We start from the raw sequence: 14,392 nt of genomic DNA on the forward strand, positions 1-14,392 counted from the left end.
TTTGTTTATTATTAGCATAATTAAATAATAGCGTAGAGACACAGGATGAAGTTAAACCTATCTTATATAATCGCTTCATGTAAATACTTACTACTAGCATGTTCTTTATTACTCTTAGCGCCAACAACTTATGGCGCAGTCAATTGGGTAACTATTAATGCTAATATCCAATTTTTAGAACAAGAAAAAAAGCTGCGTTTTTACGACTCTAACCAAGTACTTATCGAAGGTGACAAGTGTGCACTACTTGTTGATGCAAGCGGTAATTTTGCTGCTGTGGAACAGCTAGCTAATGACCTAAAAAAACACCTAAAAACACCATTATGCTACTTAGTTGCTTCGCATTACCACGATGATCATTTACTCGGTATGGCGGTTATGCAACACTTCTACCCTGATGCAAAACTAATTGTGCATCAGCAAGTAAATAGCGATTTTAATCGCTACCAAAAAGCATTTAATGACCAACTCGATAATTACGAAAAAAGTATAGAGCTGAGTTACCAACGCTTAGCCGGTATTTCAAAAGCAGAACAAGCACAATGGCGTGAAAAGTTGGAGCTTGCAAAAAAACGCCTTTTTCGCTGGCAAGAATATCAACTAAAGTCGCCAGAAATTATTATTGATGAAAATAAAACACTTGATTTAGGGGGTTTTAAAGTAACCTTAAACGCCCATAAAGCCCACACAAGTGGTGACTTAACACTCACAACTAATAGCGGTCGTGTTTTAATTGGTGGCGACATTGTTGACTGGCTCCCTTATCCTGGGCACGGCGAATTTAAAAGCTGGCAAACGCTGCTTAAACAATACATTGACGATGAAAATCTTGCGCTGATTATACCAGGGCATGGTGGTATACTTGATAGAGCTGAACTCAAACAGCCGTTAGCATTTCTAACCGCTATTACTGAGCATGTGAACAAAAACAACGATCAAACGATAGAACAACTTGTGTTATCGTTTCCTGAAAAAGTAATGAAACCTTACACAGAAGAATCTTTAAATGCAAAATCGAGCAATTTGTTTTTGCAATCAGGATTAGCTCGCGCGAAAAACGCAAAATAACTCAACACAATGGACTGTGTTAAAATAGTAAAAGGAATTTACAAAAGTGAATATTATGCGCAGCTTGTCTCTCTGTTTTTTAGTTTTATTTCTATTCGGTTGTGAAACAACTGAATCAGAAATTCAAGAAACGCCAAAAATATTTACTCACTTTGAGCCAAAACACACTTTTTTAGACAAATCGGATCAACGCATAATTGAAGGTGCTCAAGTAAAGCCTCAGAACACAGTATTACTACATAAAAAAGTAAACATTAAAAAGCCTTCTCCCAAAGCAACTGACCTATGGGTTCACATTGCCGAGAGCCTGCATTTTAAAATTGATCAAAACCGAGCTTTAAAGCAACGTATAAATTGGTATTTAAAACAACCCAATTACTTACGCGCTGTAAACAAACGCGCAGCGCCGTACCTGTATCACATCGTAAAAAAAATTGAGCAAAAGCAACTGCCTATGGAGCTCGCTTTACTACCATTTGTAGAAAGCGATTTTAGACCAACGATAGCCTCATCACAGCAAGCTGTTGGTGTTTGGCAGTTGGTTGGCGCAACGGCGCATCACTTTGGTGTTAAGTCAGACCAATGGTATGACGGGCGCCAAGACGTACTTGCTTCAACCGATGCTGCACTTGATTACCTAAGCTACTTGCATAAACGCTTTGATGGTAATTGGCTACACGCTTTGGCCGCTTATAACAGTGGTGAGGGCCGTGTTAAACGCGCAATCGAAAAAAACAAAAAGCGCGGTAAGAGCACCGATTACTGGTCGCTCAGTCTGCCAAAAGAAACCGCTGACTACGTCCCCAAGTTACTCGCTTTAAGCTATTTAGTTAAACACCCACAAAAAGGCATTAAGCGCCCAAAGCTTGCATATAAGCCATTTACAACACAGATGAATATAGGCCAGCAGTTTGACTTTTCAGTTGTTGCTAAGCTCTCTGGTATAGGCTCAAAGCAGTTACATGCAATCAATCAGGGGTACTTAAAAAATCAAAGCTCACCTAACGGGCCGCACACTTTACTGCTTCCTATAGGGCAAGAGGCATTATTAAAAAGTCAGTTTTTTAAATCAAACTTTGCTGGAGAGTACATCGTTAAACAAAACGACACGCTTTATGGTATCGCTAGGCGTTTTAGCATGTCGGTAAAAGCTTTAAAACAACTTAATAATAAAAATAATAATTTAATCGGCGTTGGAGAAAAGTTATTAGTTGGACAACCTAAAACTCTGCCAAGCACATTAACTGTTGATTACAAAATTAGCCCTTATTTAGAGCACCAAGAGATTGCGATTCCCACTATTGAAATAGATTACGAAGTTAAGTCAGGCGATAGCCTTTGGAGTATAAGTCAGCTTTATGATGTCCCTCATAGCGACTTGGCAAAATGGAATAAGCTCTCTGCATCAAGTATTTTAAAGCCAGGCACTCAATTAGTGCTGTTTATACCTCAGGCTGAAAAGCAAAAAGCAGCACCAATAAAAAAAGATTTACTGCTAGATTTACAAAAAACACTAAATCAGCCACGTTAAGTTTATAAACAAGTATATTTCGCGTAAAATCAGCCTCAACATAGTCAAATTTAAAGAGATAAGCATGCAAATCAGTAAAAATTCAGCTGTTGAATTTCACTACACACTCAGTGAAGGCACTGAACAAGTAGAAAGTAGCACAAACGAAGTACCACTCACTTACATTCATGGTAGCGAAGGCATGCTTCCTGGTTTAGAAAAAGCACTTGAAGGCAAACAAGCTGGTGAGAAGTTTAGTGTAACGCTAGAGCCAAGTGAATCGTACGGCGAGCGTGTTGATGACTTAATTCAACGCATCCCGCTTAAGCACTTACAAGGCGACGTTAAAGTATGGAAACCAGGTATGACAGCAATGGTAAGCTCTAACCAAGGTCGTCATCAAGTGACTATTGTTAAAGTAGGTCGCTTTAACGCAGATTGTGATTTAAACCACCCATTTGCGGGTAAAACGCTAACATTTGATGTGGAAGTCATCTCTGTACGTGAAGCAACAAGTGAAGAAGTTTCTCACGGACATGTGCACGCTGAAGGCGGCTGTGGCCACTCTCACTAATCACCTATACTAATTAGGATCAAATATGGCTAAAGTTGCTATTGTTACTGGCGGAACAAAAGGCATTGGTTTAGCAGTAATTAAACGCTTGCTAAACAGTGGTTACCAAGTTCATAACCTCGATATAGAGCCTAGTGAATACGGTATATTCCATCAGTGCGATGTCAGTGATGTAACAGCCGTACGTAGCTGTATTAATATTATATACGAGCAATCGCAACGAATAGACGTACTTGTTTCGAATGCAGGAAAGCATTTAAGCGCAAATATACAAAGCACCGACGAGCAAACTCTCGATGCACTGTTTGCGCTTAATGTTAAAGGCGCTTATGCCGCAGTACAAAGTGTATTGCCTAGCATGAAAGCGCAAAATAACGGCGTTATTATATTAGTCGCTTCCGATCAGGCACTTATAGGTAAACAAAACTCTTTTGCGTATAACCTGACCAAACACGCCCTTGCCTCTATGGCAAAAACAACAGCGCTTGATTACGCGAGTTTCAATATTAGAGCAAATGCCGTATGCCCTGGCACGATAGAGACCCCGCTATTTCATAACGCGATAGATGCGTACTGCGCAAAAAGTGGCGCAAACAAAGCTGAAATAGTTGCCGAGGAAGCAAGTCTTCAACCGCTTAACCGATTGGGGCAAGCCGACGAAGTTGCCGCTCTTGTGAGCTTTTTAGCAAGCGACGATGCCAGCTTTATTACTGGCAGCCTACAAAGTATTGACGGTGGCTATACTGCCCAATGAGTACAAAAATAATTGACCCGCATGTCCATTTCTTTAATTTAATTGAGGGTCAGTATTTATGGTTGCAGGGCGCCAATCCGCCAACATGGCCAAATTTAGATAAAATAAAACAGCAAATTAGCGCAGAACAACTTATTGAAAGCACTGATTTCGAACTTTCTGGCTTAGTGCATATAGAAGCTGGATTTGATAACAGCGCACCTATTAATGAGTTAAAATGGCTTGATAAACACTTAAGTAATATTGCCTATAAAGCGATTAGCTTTATACAAATTGATCAAGACAGTGAGTCATTTGAACGTACGCTAAAAAACCTTATACACCCAACGTTAGCCGGGATCCGAGATATTACCGAAGGCAATGATGCAGCACGCTTATTAAACAGTTTTTGCTTAGATAATCTTAAAATATTAAGCCACTTGCATCTGCATTTTGAAGCGCAGCTTGAGCTTGAAAATATACCAATAGTAAAACAATTAGCGTATTACGCGAAGCAACTCCCACATCTAAAGATTGTAATTAATCATGCTGGATTACCAAGCAATATAGTACTTTGGCAACAAGGTATTGAACTATTAGCCAAAAATTGTAACGTTGCAATTAAGTTTTCAGGGTTTGAGCTTCTGTCACTAAATAACCAACAGCAAATTACGTGTTTTGATATTATTTTTCAGCATTTTGGTGAGCAACGGATTATGTTTGCCAGTAATTTCCCCGTTTGCCAAATTAACTCCAGCTATAACAATTTATGGCATGCTCATTTGGGATTGTGTAACAGCGATCACATCTGGCACCATTTAAGCTACAAAAATGCCAAACATCTCTATCTAGTATAAATAAAAACCGCTATATTTACGTAATAGTATAAAAAGCGAGCCTTCACATGTTCATTCCTACGAAGTTAAATATTGCAAAAACCATTCTGCCTTTAACACTTATTAGCATCTTAAGCGCATGTGGCGGTGGCGGAAGTTTAAATGACAGTAATAGTGTCACTCCTATTGGCTCAAATACAACAACTTGGACCGCCAATGAATTTGCTCGTGCTAGTCAATTTAAAGGCCAGTGCCAAGCAAGTGATGAGAAGAACTGGCTACGTTCATGGAGTAACGAAACATACCTTTGGTATGATGAAATTATCGACACTGACCCAGCTCTTACGAGTGGAGTCCTTGATTACTTTGAACAACTAAAAACCAATGAACTCACCGAATCGGGTGCAAAAAAGGATAAATTTCATTTTAATTTACCTACCGATGAGTGGGAACGCCAAAATCAAGCAGGCGTAAGTTATGGCTACGGTTTCAATATAAAAATTCTAGCGTCTAGCGCACCTCGCCAAGCCATAATAAGTTATACGCAGCCCAATACTCCGGCAAGTAACCAAAACCTAACACGTGGATTTGAGTTAGTTGAAGTAGATGGTATTGATTTTGTAAATACCAACTCATCAAATGATGTTGGTGTTATTAATGCAGGTTTATTCCCTACGCAAACAGGTAAAGTAACTGAGTTTGTATTTAAAGATATCAACACCAACGAAAACCGTACTGTTACCCTCACGTCGCAAAATATAACCTCGCAACCGGTAAGTAATGTACGGACTGACTTAGCGAATGGAGAGGTTGGATATTTTCAATTTAATAGCCATAATGCAATTGCTGAAGAGCAACTATACAGCGCATTTAACCAACTTGCTGCAAGTGACATTAAAGACTTAGTCATCGATATGCGCTATAACGGTGGTGGGCTATTACAAATGGCAAGTCAAATTGCTTATATGATTGCAGGTAATAGTAATACACAAGGTAAGGTTTTTGAACGTACTCTTTTTAACGATAAAAACCCAAATACCAACCCAATAACAGGGCAAACACTTAACCCAATGTCTTTTACCAATCAATTTGTGGGATTTGAGAGCAACCCAAGTATTACACCGGGTACACCTTTACCAACACTTAACTTAAATCGTGTATTTGTGCTTACAACCAGCAGCACTTGTTCTGCCAGTGAAGCCATTATTAATGGTCTACGCGGCGCAGATGTAGAGGTGATTCAAATGGGATCAGGTACTTGTGGAAAACCATATGGCTTTTACCCAACAGATAATTGCGATACAACTTATTTCACCATTCAATTTACCGGTGAGAACAATAAAGGCTTTGGTGAATTTTCAGATGGTTTTGCACCACAAAATACATTAGATAACGCACTCCAGCCTGTATTAATAGCAGGCTGTGCCGTTGCAGATGATTTTACTACTTCCTTAGGTGATGCAAATGAAGCACTACTCAAAACGGCACTTAGCTATCGCACAACAGAGAGCTGTCCTGCGCCAAGCTCTACCAGTAGCAAGCAGGGTTTTGCTCCATCAATTGTAGATGATTCACCAAAGGTAGAAGATACACGAGTGCAAACAATGCTTAATCAAAATATTATTCTCAGCGATAACATGAGGTAGGCTATAAAAATGCGTTTACTAATAATCACAGCTATCATAATGTGTACACTTACTGGGTGCTCAGCACAAAGCTCTGAGTCGACGCCTAAGCTGCAACATGCATTATTGGTAGAGCCAAATAGTGAGGCTGTAGCCGAGGTTATAGCTCTACTACTTCATAGTCAGCAGATACAATTATCTGATGACGTATTTTTAACAAGTAGTACGGTAACGCTTGATAGACTTAATCAAAAAGATACTTTGGGTAGCCCGATTATGGGTAAGCAACTCAATATGCCCGATCAATTTGAGTTAATGATTAAAGACGAGCAATGTTTTGTACGCCACCTTGATAGTAAGGCAACCAAAGTTATAAATGATGTTAATTGTCGGGTAAATAATTAGTTTACTCAATGGCAATTTATATATAAAAAACGCTATGCTCACTGGAGTATATGTTTTATACCTAACCGCAGCTTACTTAAGCTGCAAAAGTAACTACAATGATATTTATTAACCCTAAAACAGGATATTAAAATGAGTAATCTTAGCTTTCGAGTTATTCCTACAGAAAATGGACAATGGGACATTTCTAACCCAACGGGTGGAGATAGTGAAAATATTTGTATTGATTATAAAGAACTAAAGGCAGGGCAAGCCGTCAATTTATATTATGAATTGGCTGATTGCCAAGAATGGGAATTCGCTGAAAATGGCACCTACTTCTCTGATGCTAAAGATAATTTTAATTATCAATTAACAAGTATAGTAGCAAATGGCGGTCAATCACTCATAGTGTCTATTTCAAGTATTATTCCTGCTCACGCATTACCTGCTGAGCTGGCAACAAAACTTGCTGACAATCCAGACGAAGCTATTTCTGGTCTGCTAAGTGAGAGCGCAGACTATGAAGTAAACTTCCGTCTTGTCGCTAAAAACACAGCTAATCAAGAACCAACAATGCGCTATTTCTCTCAAGATCCGCGAGTGATTCTTCAAGACATGGAACCACACTAGGAATTTTATGTACAGAGAGAATCATAATTCTCTTTGCCTAAGAGTTTTTGAAACTTACTCTCTGTACATAACGGCTTGAACCAACCAAGTCGATAAAAAGTGGGGCTCCATCCCTTTTTAATACTTTGCTCTACAGATGCAACCGCTGAGTACTTCTCTCCTAAAATGGCCTGAATCATAGCTTTCACAAAGTATACTTCGCTTAATTCAGAACTTTGAGCTAAAGCACGATCGATACTGATCATCGCTTCTTGCCCTTTATTCAAATGAACCTGTGCTTGCGCTTTTTCTAATAATAACTCAACAATTTGTGTATCGTCTGCTATCTGTCGATCTATCTTTTTATAAATATCAAAAGCCAGTTCCTTTTTATCTAACATATATAAAATATCAGCTAGATTGAGCTGTTGCGTACTATTTATAGAGGAGAGTTCTGCTGCCTTTTGGGCATGGTGTAATGCATCTTTTAACTCCCCTTTTAAAGACAACACAATAGAGTAATTTGAATATGTTGATGAAATAGCAGTCCCTGCTGAAATTAATCGCTGGTAGTTAATTTCAGCTTCCGCTAGGTCACCTGATAACAATGAAATATCTGCGAGCGTTTGTAGCGTAATAAAATCATTCGGTGTGTAGGTAAGTATTTTTGATAAATACTCTGCTGCTTTTTGATTATTGCCTTGCATAAGGTGGGCAATAGCTAGATTCCGTGTTGCAACAAGTGTTGGCCTTATTTTATAAGCGAGCTTTGCATGCGTTAAGGAACGCGCTAAATCACCATGTCTTTTATAGTAAATTGCTAGTAATGTTTGTTTTTGAAACTCTTCAAGATCTGACTCCTGAATTTTTTGTATCACAATTTCCGCATTATACTTATCTTTAACATGCTGATGAACTTCTAACATATCAATTAAGTAAGCAGCACTATTACGATAAGTACGAGGTAAAGTATTTAAGGTTTGTTTTAATTTTTTTATAATTTCGGGATCATGTGTTTTATCATACTGACGAAGTACGATTTTACGATACAGTGGATATAAAGGTGTAAACTCGGGACTGTGTAAAATCAAATTCTCAGCATCTGCCATTAAAGATTCCGCATCACGCGAATTATTTGACACTACACGTACTAAATTCACATATTGATCTAAAAACTCACTCTCTTTTTTTAGTGTTTGCCTACTCGCAGCATTACCTGTGTATAATTTTTCAACAAAACTACTCGCTAAATTATAAATTCCCATGTAATTTTCAGTATCACTTGCACTTCTTTCTTCACGAATTAGCGTCGCATTTCCCCCATTCAGTAGGCTTAAGTTGATATCACAAGAAAGTGGAGTGCAATCTAAGTGCGTAACAAGTAATTGATCCGAATTAAGTGCCTGGCCTAAAGTGGCTAAATTTGTGTCTTTGCCTAATAATTTTTGAGTTTGTCGTATTTCAGTTTTTGAGATTAATGCATAATCAGAGTGATTTAATAAGTAATGCGCTATAGCATCATTAATTGCCAAGTTAAGCACTTGCTTTTGAGCATCTAAGAGTTTGGTTGTTTTACTAAATTCGACAGGTAACACTGCAACGTAAGTTTTGGGTTTATTTGCTTGCCAATACCAAATGCTCACACTGAGTAAACTGATGGTAATACATGACAATAATGCAAAAATGCCCCACTTATTCCTTTGTTTGTGTTTGCTAGCTAAATGAATGTCTGCCATAGAAATAGTTTCACTATTACCATTTAGCGACAATAAAATACGTTTTAATTCATCAGTAACTTCTACGCAAGATGACGGTCGGTGTTTTACATTATAAGAAAGAAGACGGTTTATAAGTAGCCCCAATGGTTCTGGGATACCCGTAATAGCGCATGCATTAGCACTGCATTTATTATTTTTTATTTGCTCTGCTATAGACTTATTAGTAAGGTCAGAAGACTGCGCACTATATGGATGTTGATTAGCGAATAATTGATAAGCAATTAATCCAAATGAAAACAAATCACTTCTAAAGTCTAACGGTTGATCATTTAACTGCTCTGGAGACATTGCTGTTAAACTGCCAAAGCTCATGTTTTCTTCCGATTGCAAAGTATCTTTTATCTGTGAAATACCAAAATCAGCGATTTTAGCTGAACCACTTTCATTGACCAAAACGTTGCTTGGCTTCAAATCAAGGTGCAAAATATTTTGCTGGTGAATGGTTAACAACCCTTCACTTATATCAATTAATAATGCTAGCTTTTCTTGTGCAGTTAATACTTGTTTTTTTAACAAACGTTCAAGTGTTGTACCTTTAACATATTCCATTTCAAGAACCAATTGCTCACCATACTGGATGGTCTTATAAATCTGGACTATGTTTGGATGATTAAAACAAGCTAATAATTTAGCCTCTAATAGTATTTGATCTGTAACTGAAGATGATAAATCGATTACTTTGAGCGCAACTTGGCGATCTAACTTTAAATCAGTAGCAAGGTAGACTTTGCTCATACCTCCTTGTGCTAAAACGTTTAGCTTATGGTAATGCTCTTCTAATTTAAACACACTGCAACTCAATAATATTTACATTTTAATGGTTAGTGTAACTTCAAAGATTAAATAATTACAATCTATTGATATTATTTAAGTATAATAAATTATATCAATAAGAAAAAACGGATGAACCATGGCTGTTTTAAAACATATAGAATCCCAGAGTAAATTCTATTTACGTGCTTTCCACCGCTTTGGTAGATTAGTACACTCTGTAGATACTTTGCTTGATTTTCCTGAAATTACACGTATTCATGCCGTAATTGAATGGCTAAATGAGCAATGGTGTATAAATGATTTAAGCAAAAATGGCGTTTGGTTAAACGATAAAAAAATCAGTAAAAATCAAAATATACCTTTAAAAAAAGGCGATAATATCCGTTTTTCTGAAGTAAATAATGCTGTGTATCAAGTTATTTGCGTTGACCCACCAAGAGACTTATTGTTACCAGAAAATGCCTCGCATGAAGACGTCATTTTTCTAGAGCAATACCATTTTTTACCTGACAATAAGCAACCTGAAGTGATTGTCTTTTTCGACTCACAGCAGCACTGTTGGTATTATGAAACTATGCAAGATCACCTTCAGACCCTAATGAGTGATGGTCAAAATTTATATATCGGCGGAAAAAGTTGGTGCTTATTTCAGGCTGAATCCACCATGCAAGAAAAAACAGTTGAACTCAAAAGACAGCCTAATAATAATTTAGAGTTCATTTTCAGCCTAAGCCTCGATGAAGAATTAGCCGAACTAAAAATCAAAAAAAATAAAGTTACATTAGACTTTGATGTGCGTTCTCATCATTATTTAACCTTGCTATTAGCGCGATATAAATTAAATGATATGCAAAATAATTTTGAGGCTGATGTACAGGGTTGGGTGCAAGTAAAAAAACTAGCAAAAGATTTAGGTATTAGTGAAGGTCACGTTAATATTCAAATCCATCGCGCACGAAAGCAATTTGTTGAAATACTTAATAATGAAATAACACCCAGTGCATTGATAGAACGTAAACGCGGAAAAGTCCGCTTTGGCGGAAAAACGTTTACTATTTATAAAGGAAAAAAAATAGAGTCTTCAAATTTAGAAGACAATGTAGAGTGAGCAGCAGATCATACAATAAAAAGCACTAGTGACATTTTTAGTAATAAATTAGACCGGCTGAAATAGTCGGTCTAACTTATTTTTAATAGTTTATTTTTTAACGTGTAATATTATCAATCTCAACGCATTGGCTACTTAATTTCAACTCGCTGAGAGCGCATAACAATCTCGTCATTTAGCTCAATACCCAACCCTGGCTCTTCTGATACTTCAAAGAAGCCGTTTTTAGGCTGTGGATCTTGCAAACATAACTCGCGGTTCCATTTTTTAATCGCATAAGTATGGTGCTCATGAATTAAAAAGTTAGGGATAGCCGTTTCTAAATGCAGTGATGCTGCGGTTGCAACAGGGCCGCCACATACGTGAGCTTGAATTCGCACATCAAAAATATCAGCGTAGTCACATACTTTCTTAGTTTCGGTAAAACCACCGCACAAACCAATATCTGGCTGTAGAACATCAATACTTTGATCTTCTAAATATGGGCGCACTCCCCAGCGGTTATACAGACGTTCGCCACCAGCAATAGGCACATTAACTTTATCTGCTACTTTTGCGTGTAATGAGTGGTTTAAGTAGTTAACTGGTTCTTCAAAATACATACTGTCAAATTCCTCTGCAATTTCACCCAACTGAATGGCTGTTGTCACGCCTGGTAAACTGTGGCATTCAAAAATAATATCCACTTCATCGCCTACTGCTTCGCGAATAGCTTGCATGCGCGCACGGTATAACTTCATTTCAGTACGTGAGATTATTTTTGTACGATCGTAATAAGTATTGCCGTCTTTATCGTACTGAATTGGATCTACTTTAACTGCATCATAGCCTTCGGCCATCGCTTTTAAAGCCGCTTCTGCATATTCTTGCGGCTGTACTAGCGCTTTAAATTCGCTATCCCAGTCAAACTGTAATTGCGATGCGTATGTACGTAGTTTGTCGTTAACTTTACCGCCTAATAATTGATATACAGGTAAACCAAGCGCTTTACCTTTAATATCCCAAAGCGCGGTATCAATTGCGCTCATTGCGGCATATACAACAGGTCCGCCGCCTAAACCCCAAAAGCTTTCACGTAACATACGTGACCATAGTTTTTCTGTTTGAAATGGGTCGTGGCCGATTAAAAAGGCGTCGGCCATTTCTTTAATCATAGCAGCGGCTGCACTGTGGCCTAAATCGTAAGCAAGGCCTGCCTCGCCAACACCACTAATACCTTCGTCAGTATGAATACGTACAAATACAGGTGTCCAAGAAGGCCTATCAGGACAGTGAATATCAAATACTTCAACGCGATTTACTTTCATTAAAATTCCTTATTAACCGCTATGGGTTATTTTGCAAAACTAGAGTCAAGTCGATACGCTTTACGCAACATCGCAGGCCACGCAAGTTGCCCGCCAGTGCTGCCGCTGTGTACTACGCTTGCTTGATTATAAATATTGTCGATTATAGGCTGCGGCACTTCAATAACCTCTTGCGAGCTTGATTGTAGCGCTAATTGAATTTCGCATGCGCGCTGTAAATCATAAAAGCGCATAAACGCATCGCCTACCGTTGGGCCTACCGTTAAGCCACCGTGGTTTACCAATAACATATGGTTAGTGCTGCCCAAATCATCTTGCAGTACTTTTCGTTCATCGTCGTTTACTGCAAGCCCTTCGTAGCCATGATAAGAAAGCGATGGCAGTGAAAACATTGAATATTGGCTAAGTGGTAACAAACCATTTTTTTGTGTAGCGACTGCGATTGTTTCTTTAGTATGAAGGTGAATAACACAATGAGCGTCTTCGCGTACCTCGTGAATCGCACTGTGAATAGTAAAACCAGCTGGATTAATACTAAATGGCGTATCGTCAATAATGTTGCCGTCTAAGTCAACCTTCACTAAATTAGAGGCAGTTACTTCATCAAAGGTTAAACCAAAGGCATTCACTAAGTAGTGGTCGGTGCCAGGCAAACGTGCTGATAAATGCGTATAGATTAAATCCCCCCAACGAAAGTGCTCTACCAGTCTATAACATGCGGCTAAATCAACACGAAGTTGCCACTCTTGTGCTGATACTTTATTTTTTAAATCGAGTTGGGGTAAATCAAACATAATAAGCCTTTTAAAACGTACATTATCAATCTGTACGAACAGATGTTTAGAAGTCTAAAGCAGTCTCTATTTTATAGCAAACACCAAACAAAACAGCCACACTATTGTGTGGCTGTTTATAAAGCTAAAATACCAATTGCATTCAAATGGTATAACTGCGTAAATTATTTTACGTTAGCGAGGTAATCTGCAATTGCGTCAAACTCTTCATCTGTTACCGTTGCAACCATTGCTTTCATGGCCATGGTCATACCGTTGTTACGTGCACCTGATTTAATGTCTTTCATTTGCGCTACTAAGTAGTCTTTATTTTGACCATTTAGCTTAGGGTACATACCCATAATTGGTGCTTTACCTTCAGCACCATGACAGGTTTGACAATTTTTAGCGGTATAAAGTGCAGCGCCATCAGCAGCAGCTGCATTAAACGAAAAGCTTGCAGCTAAAGTAATACCCGCACCTAATAGTAGTGTTTTCATCTTGCTCATTGTATTTACTCTTCTTTTTTGACGGTTAGAAAAAACTGTTCTATTGATTGTAGTAAACAATCAAATAAAAAGCATACGTACGAAACGACGCTAGACGATCAACTTAACCAAAAACTGCTAACCCGTTTCTACTCATTTATCTTAACAAACAAAAATGAGCTTCCCCTTAATGGGGTATTACCAAACTATATCATCTGGTACTTCAAAGTCTGCATATGGGTCGTCTTCATCTTTTGGCTTGTTTTCAGGCTCTACATGAAAAACAATATACTTTTCGTCAACTTCAGTCACTTTACGCGCTGGTTCATCGTCTAAAACGTAAAATTGCCCTTCTAGTACACAGATAGCTAAACGACCACCCGATAACGCTTTTTGCGTTTTCTCGTTCACATCGATATTTTTTACTTTGTTTTGATAAGTAAAATTAAATGTGCGCTCACCACGAATAGCGTCTTGGTTGTGGTGCTCTAAAATTTGTTTAACACGCGCTTCTTGTTCGCGCTGCTTTAAGCTCACTTGGCGTGTTTGGTTAAGCTCTTCAGCTTTTTTTTGCTGCTCTAGCTTGGTTTGTTGGATGTGCTTTTGCAGATCACTTGGGTTACTAGTAGCCCCTTTCTTTTGCTTTTTTTGTTGCTTACGTTTTTCTGATTTAGCAACTTTAGCATTATGCGATGTTGTTAATCCTGCTTGAAGCAATTGGTCTTGTAATGAACCCATGGCTTTGTTCCACTAAAAACTAATATTAAGGTTATTTTAATCACCAACGAGTCTAAATAACAGCGCTATCGACATTAATCTAAC

The 14,392-nt window shown here is 38.1% G+C and carries 14 protein-coding genes; 9 read left to right on the top strand and 5 right to left on the bottom strand.

Translation table 11 applies throughout. From position 1 onward, the window contains the following. Window positions 1-45 precede the first annotated feature (45 nt). The 8 genes from AC0VZ4_RS18280 (at window position 46) to AC0VZ4_RS18315 (ending at window position 7,363) form a co-directional block, all read left to right on the top strand. Window positions 46-1,068, top strand: a complete 1,023-nt coding sequence (locus tag AC0VZ4_RS18280) for an MBL fold metallo-hydrolase (RefSeq protein WP_475440372.1) — start codon at window positions 46-48, stop codon at window positions 1,066-1,068. A gap of 55 nt (window positions 1,069-1,123) precedes the next feature. Further along, the gene (locus AC0VZ4_RS18285; protein ID WP_475440373.1) at window positions 1,124-2,599 is read left to right on the top strand and encodes a LysM peptidoglycan-binding domain-containing protein; all 1,476 of its coding nucleotides are present in this window, start codon (window positions 1,124-1,126) and stop codon (window positions 2,597-2,599) included. 64 nt (window positions 2,600-2,663) lie between these two features. Beyond that, window positions 2,664-3,152, top strand: a complete 489-nt coding sequence (locus tag AC0VZ4_RS18290) for an FKBP-type peptidyl-prolyl cis-trans isomerase (RefSeq protein ID WP_475440374.1) — start codon at window positions 2,664-2,666, stop codon at window positions 3,150-3,152. A 25-nt stretch (window positions 3,153-3,177) separates the two neighbouring features. After that, window positions 3,178-3,906 carry an SDR family NAD(P)-dependent oxidoreductase gene (locus AC0VZ4_RS18295; RefSeq protein ID WP_475440375.1) on the top strand — a complete coding sequence of 243 codons (729 nt, stop codon included), beginning with the start codon at window positions 3,178-3,180 and terminating at the stop codon, window positions 3,904-3,906. Beyond that, entirely contained in the window at window positions 3,903-4,742 is an 840-nt protein-coding gene (locus AC0VZ4_RS18300) for an amidohydrolase family protein (protein ID WP_475440376.1), read from the top strand. Before AC0VZ4_RS18295 ends, AC0VZ4_RS18300 begins: the two co-directional genes overlap by 4 nt. 47 nt (window positions 4,743-4,789) lie before the next feature. After that, on the top strand, window positions 4,790-6,367 hold the full coding sequence (locus tag AC0VZ4_RS18305; RefSeq protein WP_475440377.1) for a S41 family peptidase: 1,578 nt from the start codon (window positions 4,790-4,792) through the stop codon (window positions 6,365-6,367). 9 nt (window positions 6,368-6,376) lie between these two features. Next, on the top strand, window positions 6,377-6,751 hold the full coding sequence (locus AC0VZ4_RS18310; protein ID WP_475440378.1) for a hypothetical protein: 375 nt from the start codon (window positions 6,377-6,379) through the stop codon (window positions 6,749-6,751). Window positions 6,752-6,883: 132 nt separating this feature from the next. After that, complete coding sequence (locus AC0VZ4_RS18315; RefSeq protein WP_475440380.1) at window positions 6,884-7,363, top strand: hypothetical protein; 480 nt, start codon at window positions 6,884-6,886, stop codon at window positions 7,361-7,363. Between the two features lie 5 nt (window positions 7,364-7,368). On the opposite strand, the gene AC0VZ4_RS18320 is transcribed toward AC0VZ4_RS18315, so the two are convergent. Further along, complete coding sequence (locus AC0VZ4_RS18320; RefSeq protein ID WP_475440381.1) at window positions 7,369-9,909, bottom strand: protein kinase domain-containing protein; 2,541 nt, start codon at window positions 9,907-9,909, stop codon at window positions 7,369-7,371. Window positions 9,910-10,030: 121 nt separating this feature from the next. Here AC0VZ4_RS18320 and AC0VZ4_RS18325 point away from each other — a divergent pair, with 121 nt between their 5' ends. Continuing rightward, the gene (locus AC0VZ4_RS18325) at window positions 10,031-11,002 is read left to right on the top strand and encodes an FHA domain-containing protein (RefSeq protein WP_475440382.1); all 972 of its coding nucleotides are present in this window, start codon (window positions 10,031-10,033) and stop codon (window positions 11,000-11,002) included. A gap of 131 nt (window positions 11,003-11,133) precedes the next feature. On the opposite strand, the gene AC0VZ4_RS18330 is transcribed toward AC0VZ4_RS18325, so the two are convergent. The 4 genes from AC0VZ4_RS18330 to AC0VZ4_RS18345 all read right to left on the bottom strand — a co-directional run bounded on the left by AC0VZ4_RS18330 (window position 11,134) and on the right by AC0VZ4_RS18345 (window position 14,308). Beyond that, the gene (locus AC0VZ4_RS18330; protein ID WP_475440383.1) at window positions 11,134-12,309 is read right to left on the bottom strand and encodes a mandelate racemase/muconate lactonizing enzyme family protein; all 1,176 of its coding nucleotides are present in this window, start codon (window positions 12,307-12,309) and stop codon (window positions 11,134-11,136) included. Between the two features lie 26 nt (window positions 12,310-12,335). After that, the gene (locus AC0VZ4_RS18335) at window positions 12,336-13,103 is read right to left on the bottom strand and encodes a class II aldolase/adducin family protein (RefSeq protein ID WP_475440384.1); all 768 of its coding nucleotides are present in this window, start codon (window positions 13,101-13,103) and stop codon (window positions 12,336-12,338) included. Between the two features lie 164 nt (window positions 13,104-13,267). Then, window positions 13,268-13,591 (bottom strand): c-type cytochrome, encoded by a 324-nt coding sequence (locus AC0VZ4_RS18340; protein ID WP_033016362.1) that lies wholly within the window; start codon window positions 13,589-13,591, stop codon window positions 13,268-13,270. A gap of 177 nt (window positions 13,592-13,768) precedes the next feature. Then, on the bottom strand, window positions 13,769-14,308 hold the full coding sequence (locus AC0VZ4_RS18345) for a DUF2058 domain-containing protein (protein ID WP_475440385.1): 540 nt from the start codon (window positions 14,306-14,308) through the stop codon (window positions 13,769-13,771). Between the last annotated feature and the right edge of the window lie 84 nt (window positions 14,309-14,392).

This window comes from Pseudoalteromonas sp. QJM3NY_22, from assembly GCF_056173065.1.

What these genes read in the sequence shown, in the direction of transcription:
- AC0VZ4_RS18300 (WP_475440376.1), top strand. Translation starts at nt 3,903, where the DNA reads ATGAGTACAAAAATAATTGACCCGCATGTCCATTTCTTTAATTTAATT.
- AC0VZ4_RS18335 (WP_475440384.1), bottom strand. Translation starts at nt 13,103, where the DNA reads ATGTTTGATTTACCCCAACTCGATTTAAAAAATAAAGTATCAGCACAA.
- AC0VZ4_RS18315 (WP_475440380.1), top strand. Translation starts at nt 6,884, where the DNA reads ATGAGTAATCTTAGCTTTCGAGTTATTCCTACAGAAAATGGACAATGG.
- AC0VZ4_RS18305 (WP_475440377.1), top strand. Translation starts at nt 4,790, where the DNA reads ATGTTCATTCCTACGAAGTTAAATATTGCAAAAACCATTCTGCCTTTA.
- AC0VZ4_RS18285 (WP_475440373.1), top strand. Translation starts at nt 1,124, where the DNA reads ATGCGCAGCTTGTCTCTCTGTTTTTTAGTTTTATTTCTATTCGGTTGT.
- AC0VZ4_RS18340 (WP_033016362.1), bottom strand. Translation starts at nt 13,591, where the DNA reads ATGAGCAAGATGAAAACACTACTATTAGGTGCGGGTATTACTTTAGCT.
- AC0VZ4_RS18330 (WP_475440383.1), bottom strand. Translation starts at nt 12,309, where the DNA reads ATGAAAGTAAATCGCGTTGAAGTATTTGATATTCACTGTCCTGATAGG.
- AC0VZ4_RS18295 (WP_475440375.1), top strand. Translation starts at nt 3,178, where the DNA reads ATGGCTAAAGTTGCTATTGTTACTGGCGGAACAAAAGGCATTGGTTTA.
- AC0VZ4_RS18280 (WP_475440372.1), top strand. Translation starts at nt 46, where the DNA reads ATGAAGTTAAACCTATCTTATATAATCGCTTCATGTAAATACTTACTA.
- AC0VZ4_RS18310 (WP_475440378.1), top strand. Translation starts at nt 6,377, where the DNA reads ATGCGTTTACTAATAATCACAGCTATCATAATGTGTACACTTACTGGG.
- AC0VZ4_RS18290 (WP_475440374.1), top strand. Translation starts at nt 2,664, where the DNA reads ATGCAAATCAGTAAAAATTCAGCTGTTGAATTTCACTACACACTCAGT.
- AC0VZ4_RS18325 (WP_475440382.1), top strand. Translation starts at nt 10,031, where the DNA reads ATGGCTGTTTTAAAACATATAGAATCCCAGAGTAAATTCTATTTACGT.
- AC0VZ4_RS18345 (WP_475440385.1), bottom strand. Translation starts at nt 14,308, where the DNA reads ATGGGTTCATTACAAGACCAATTGCTTCAAGCAGGATTAACAACATCG.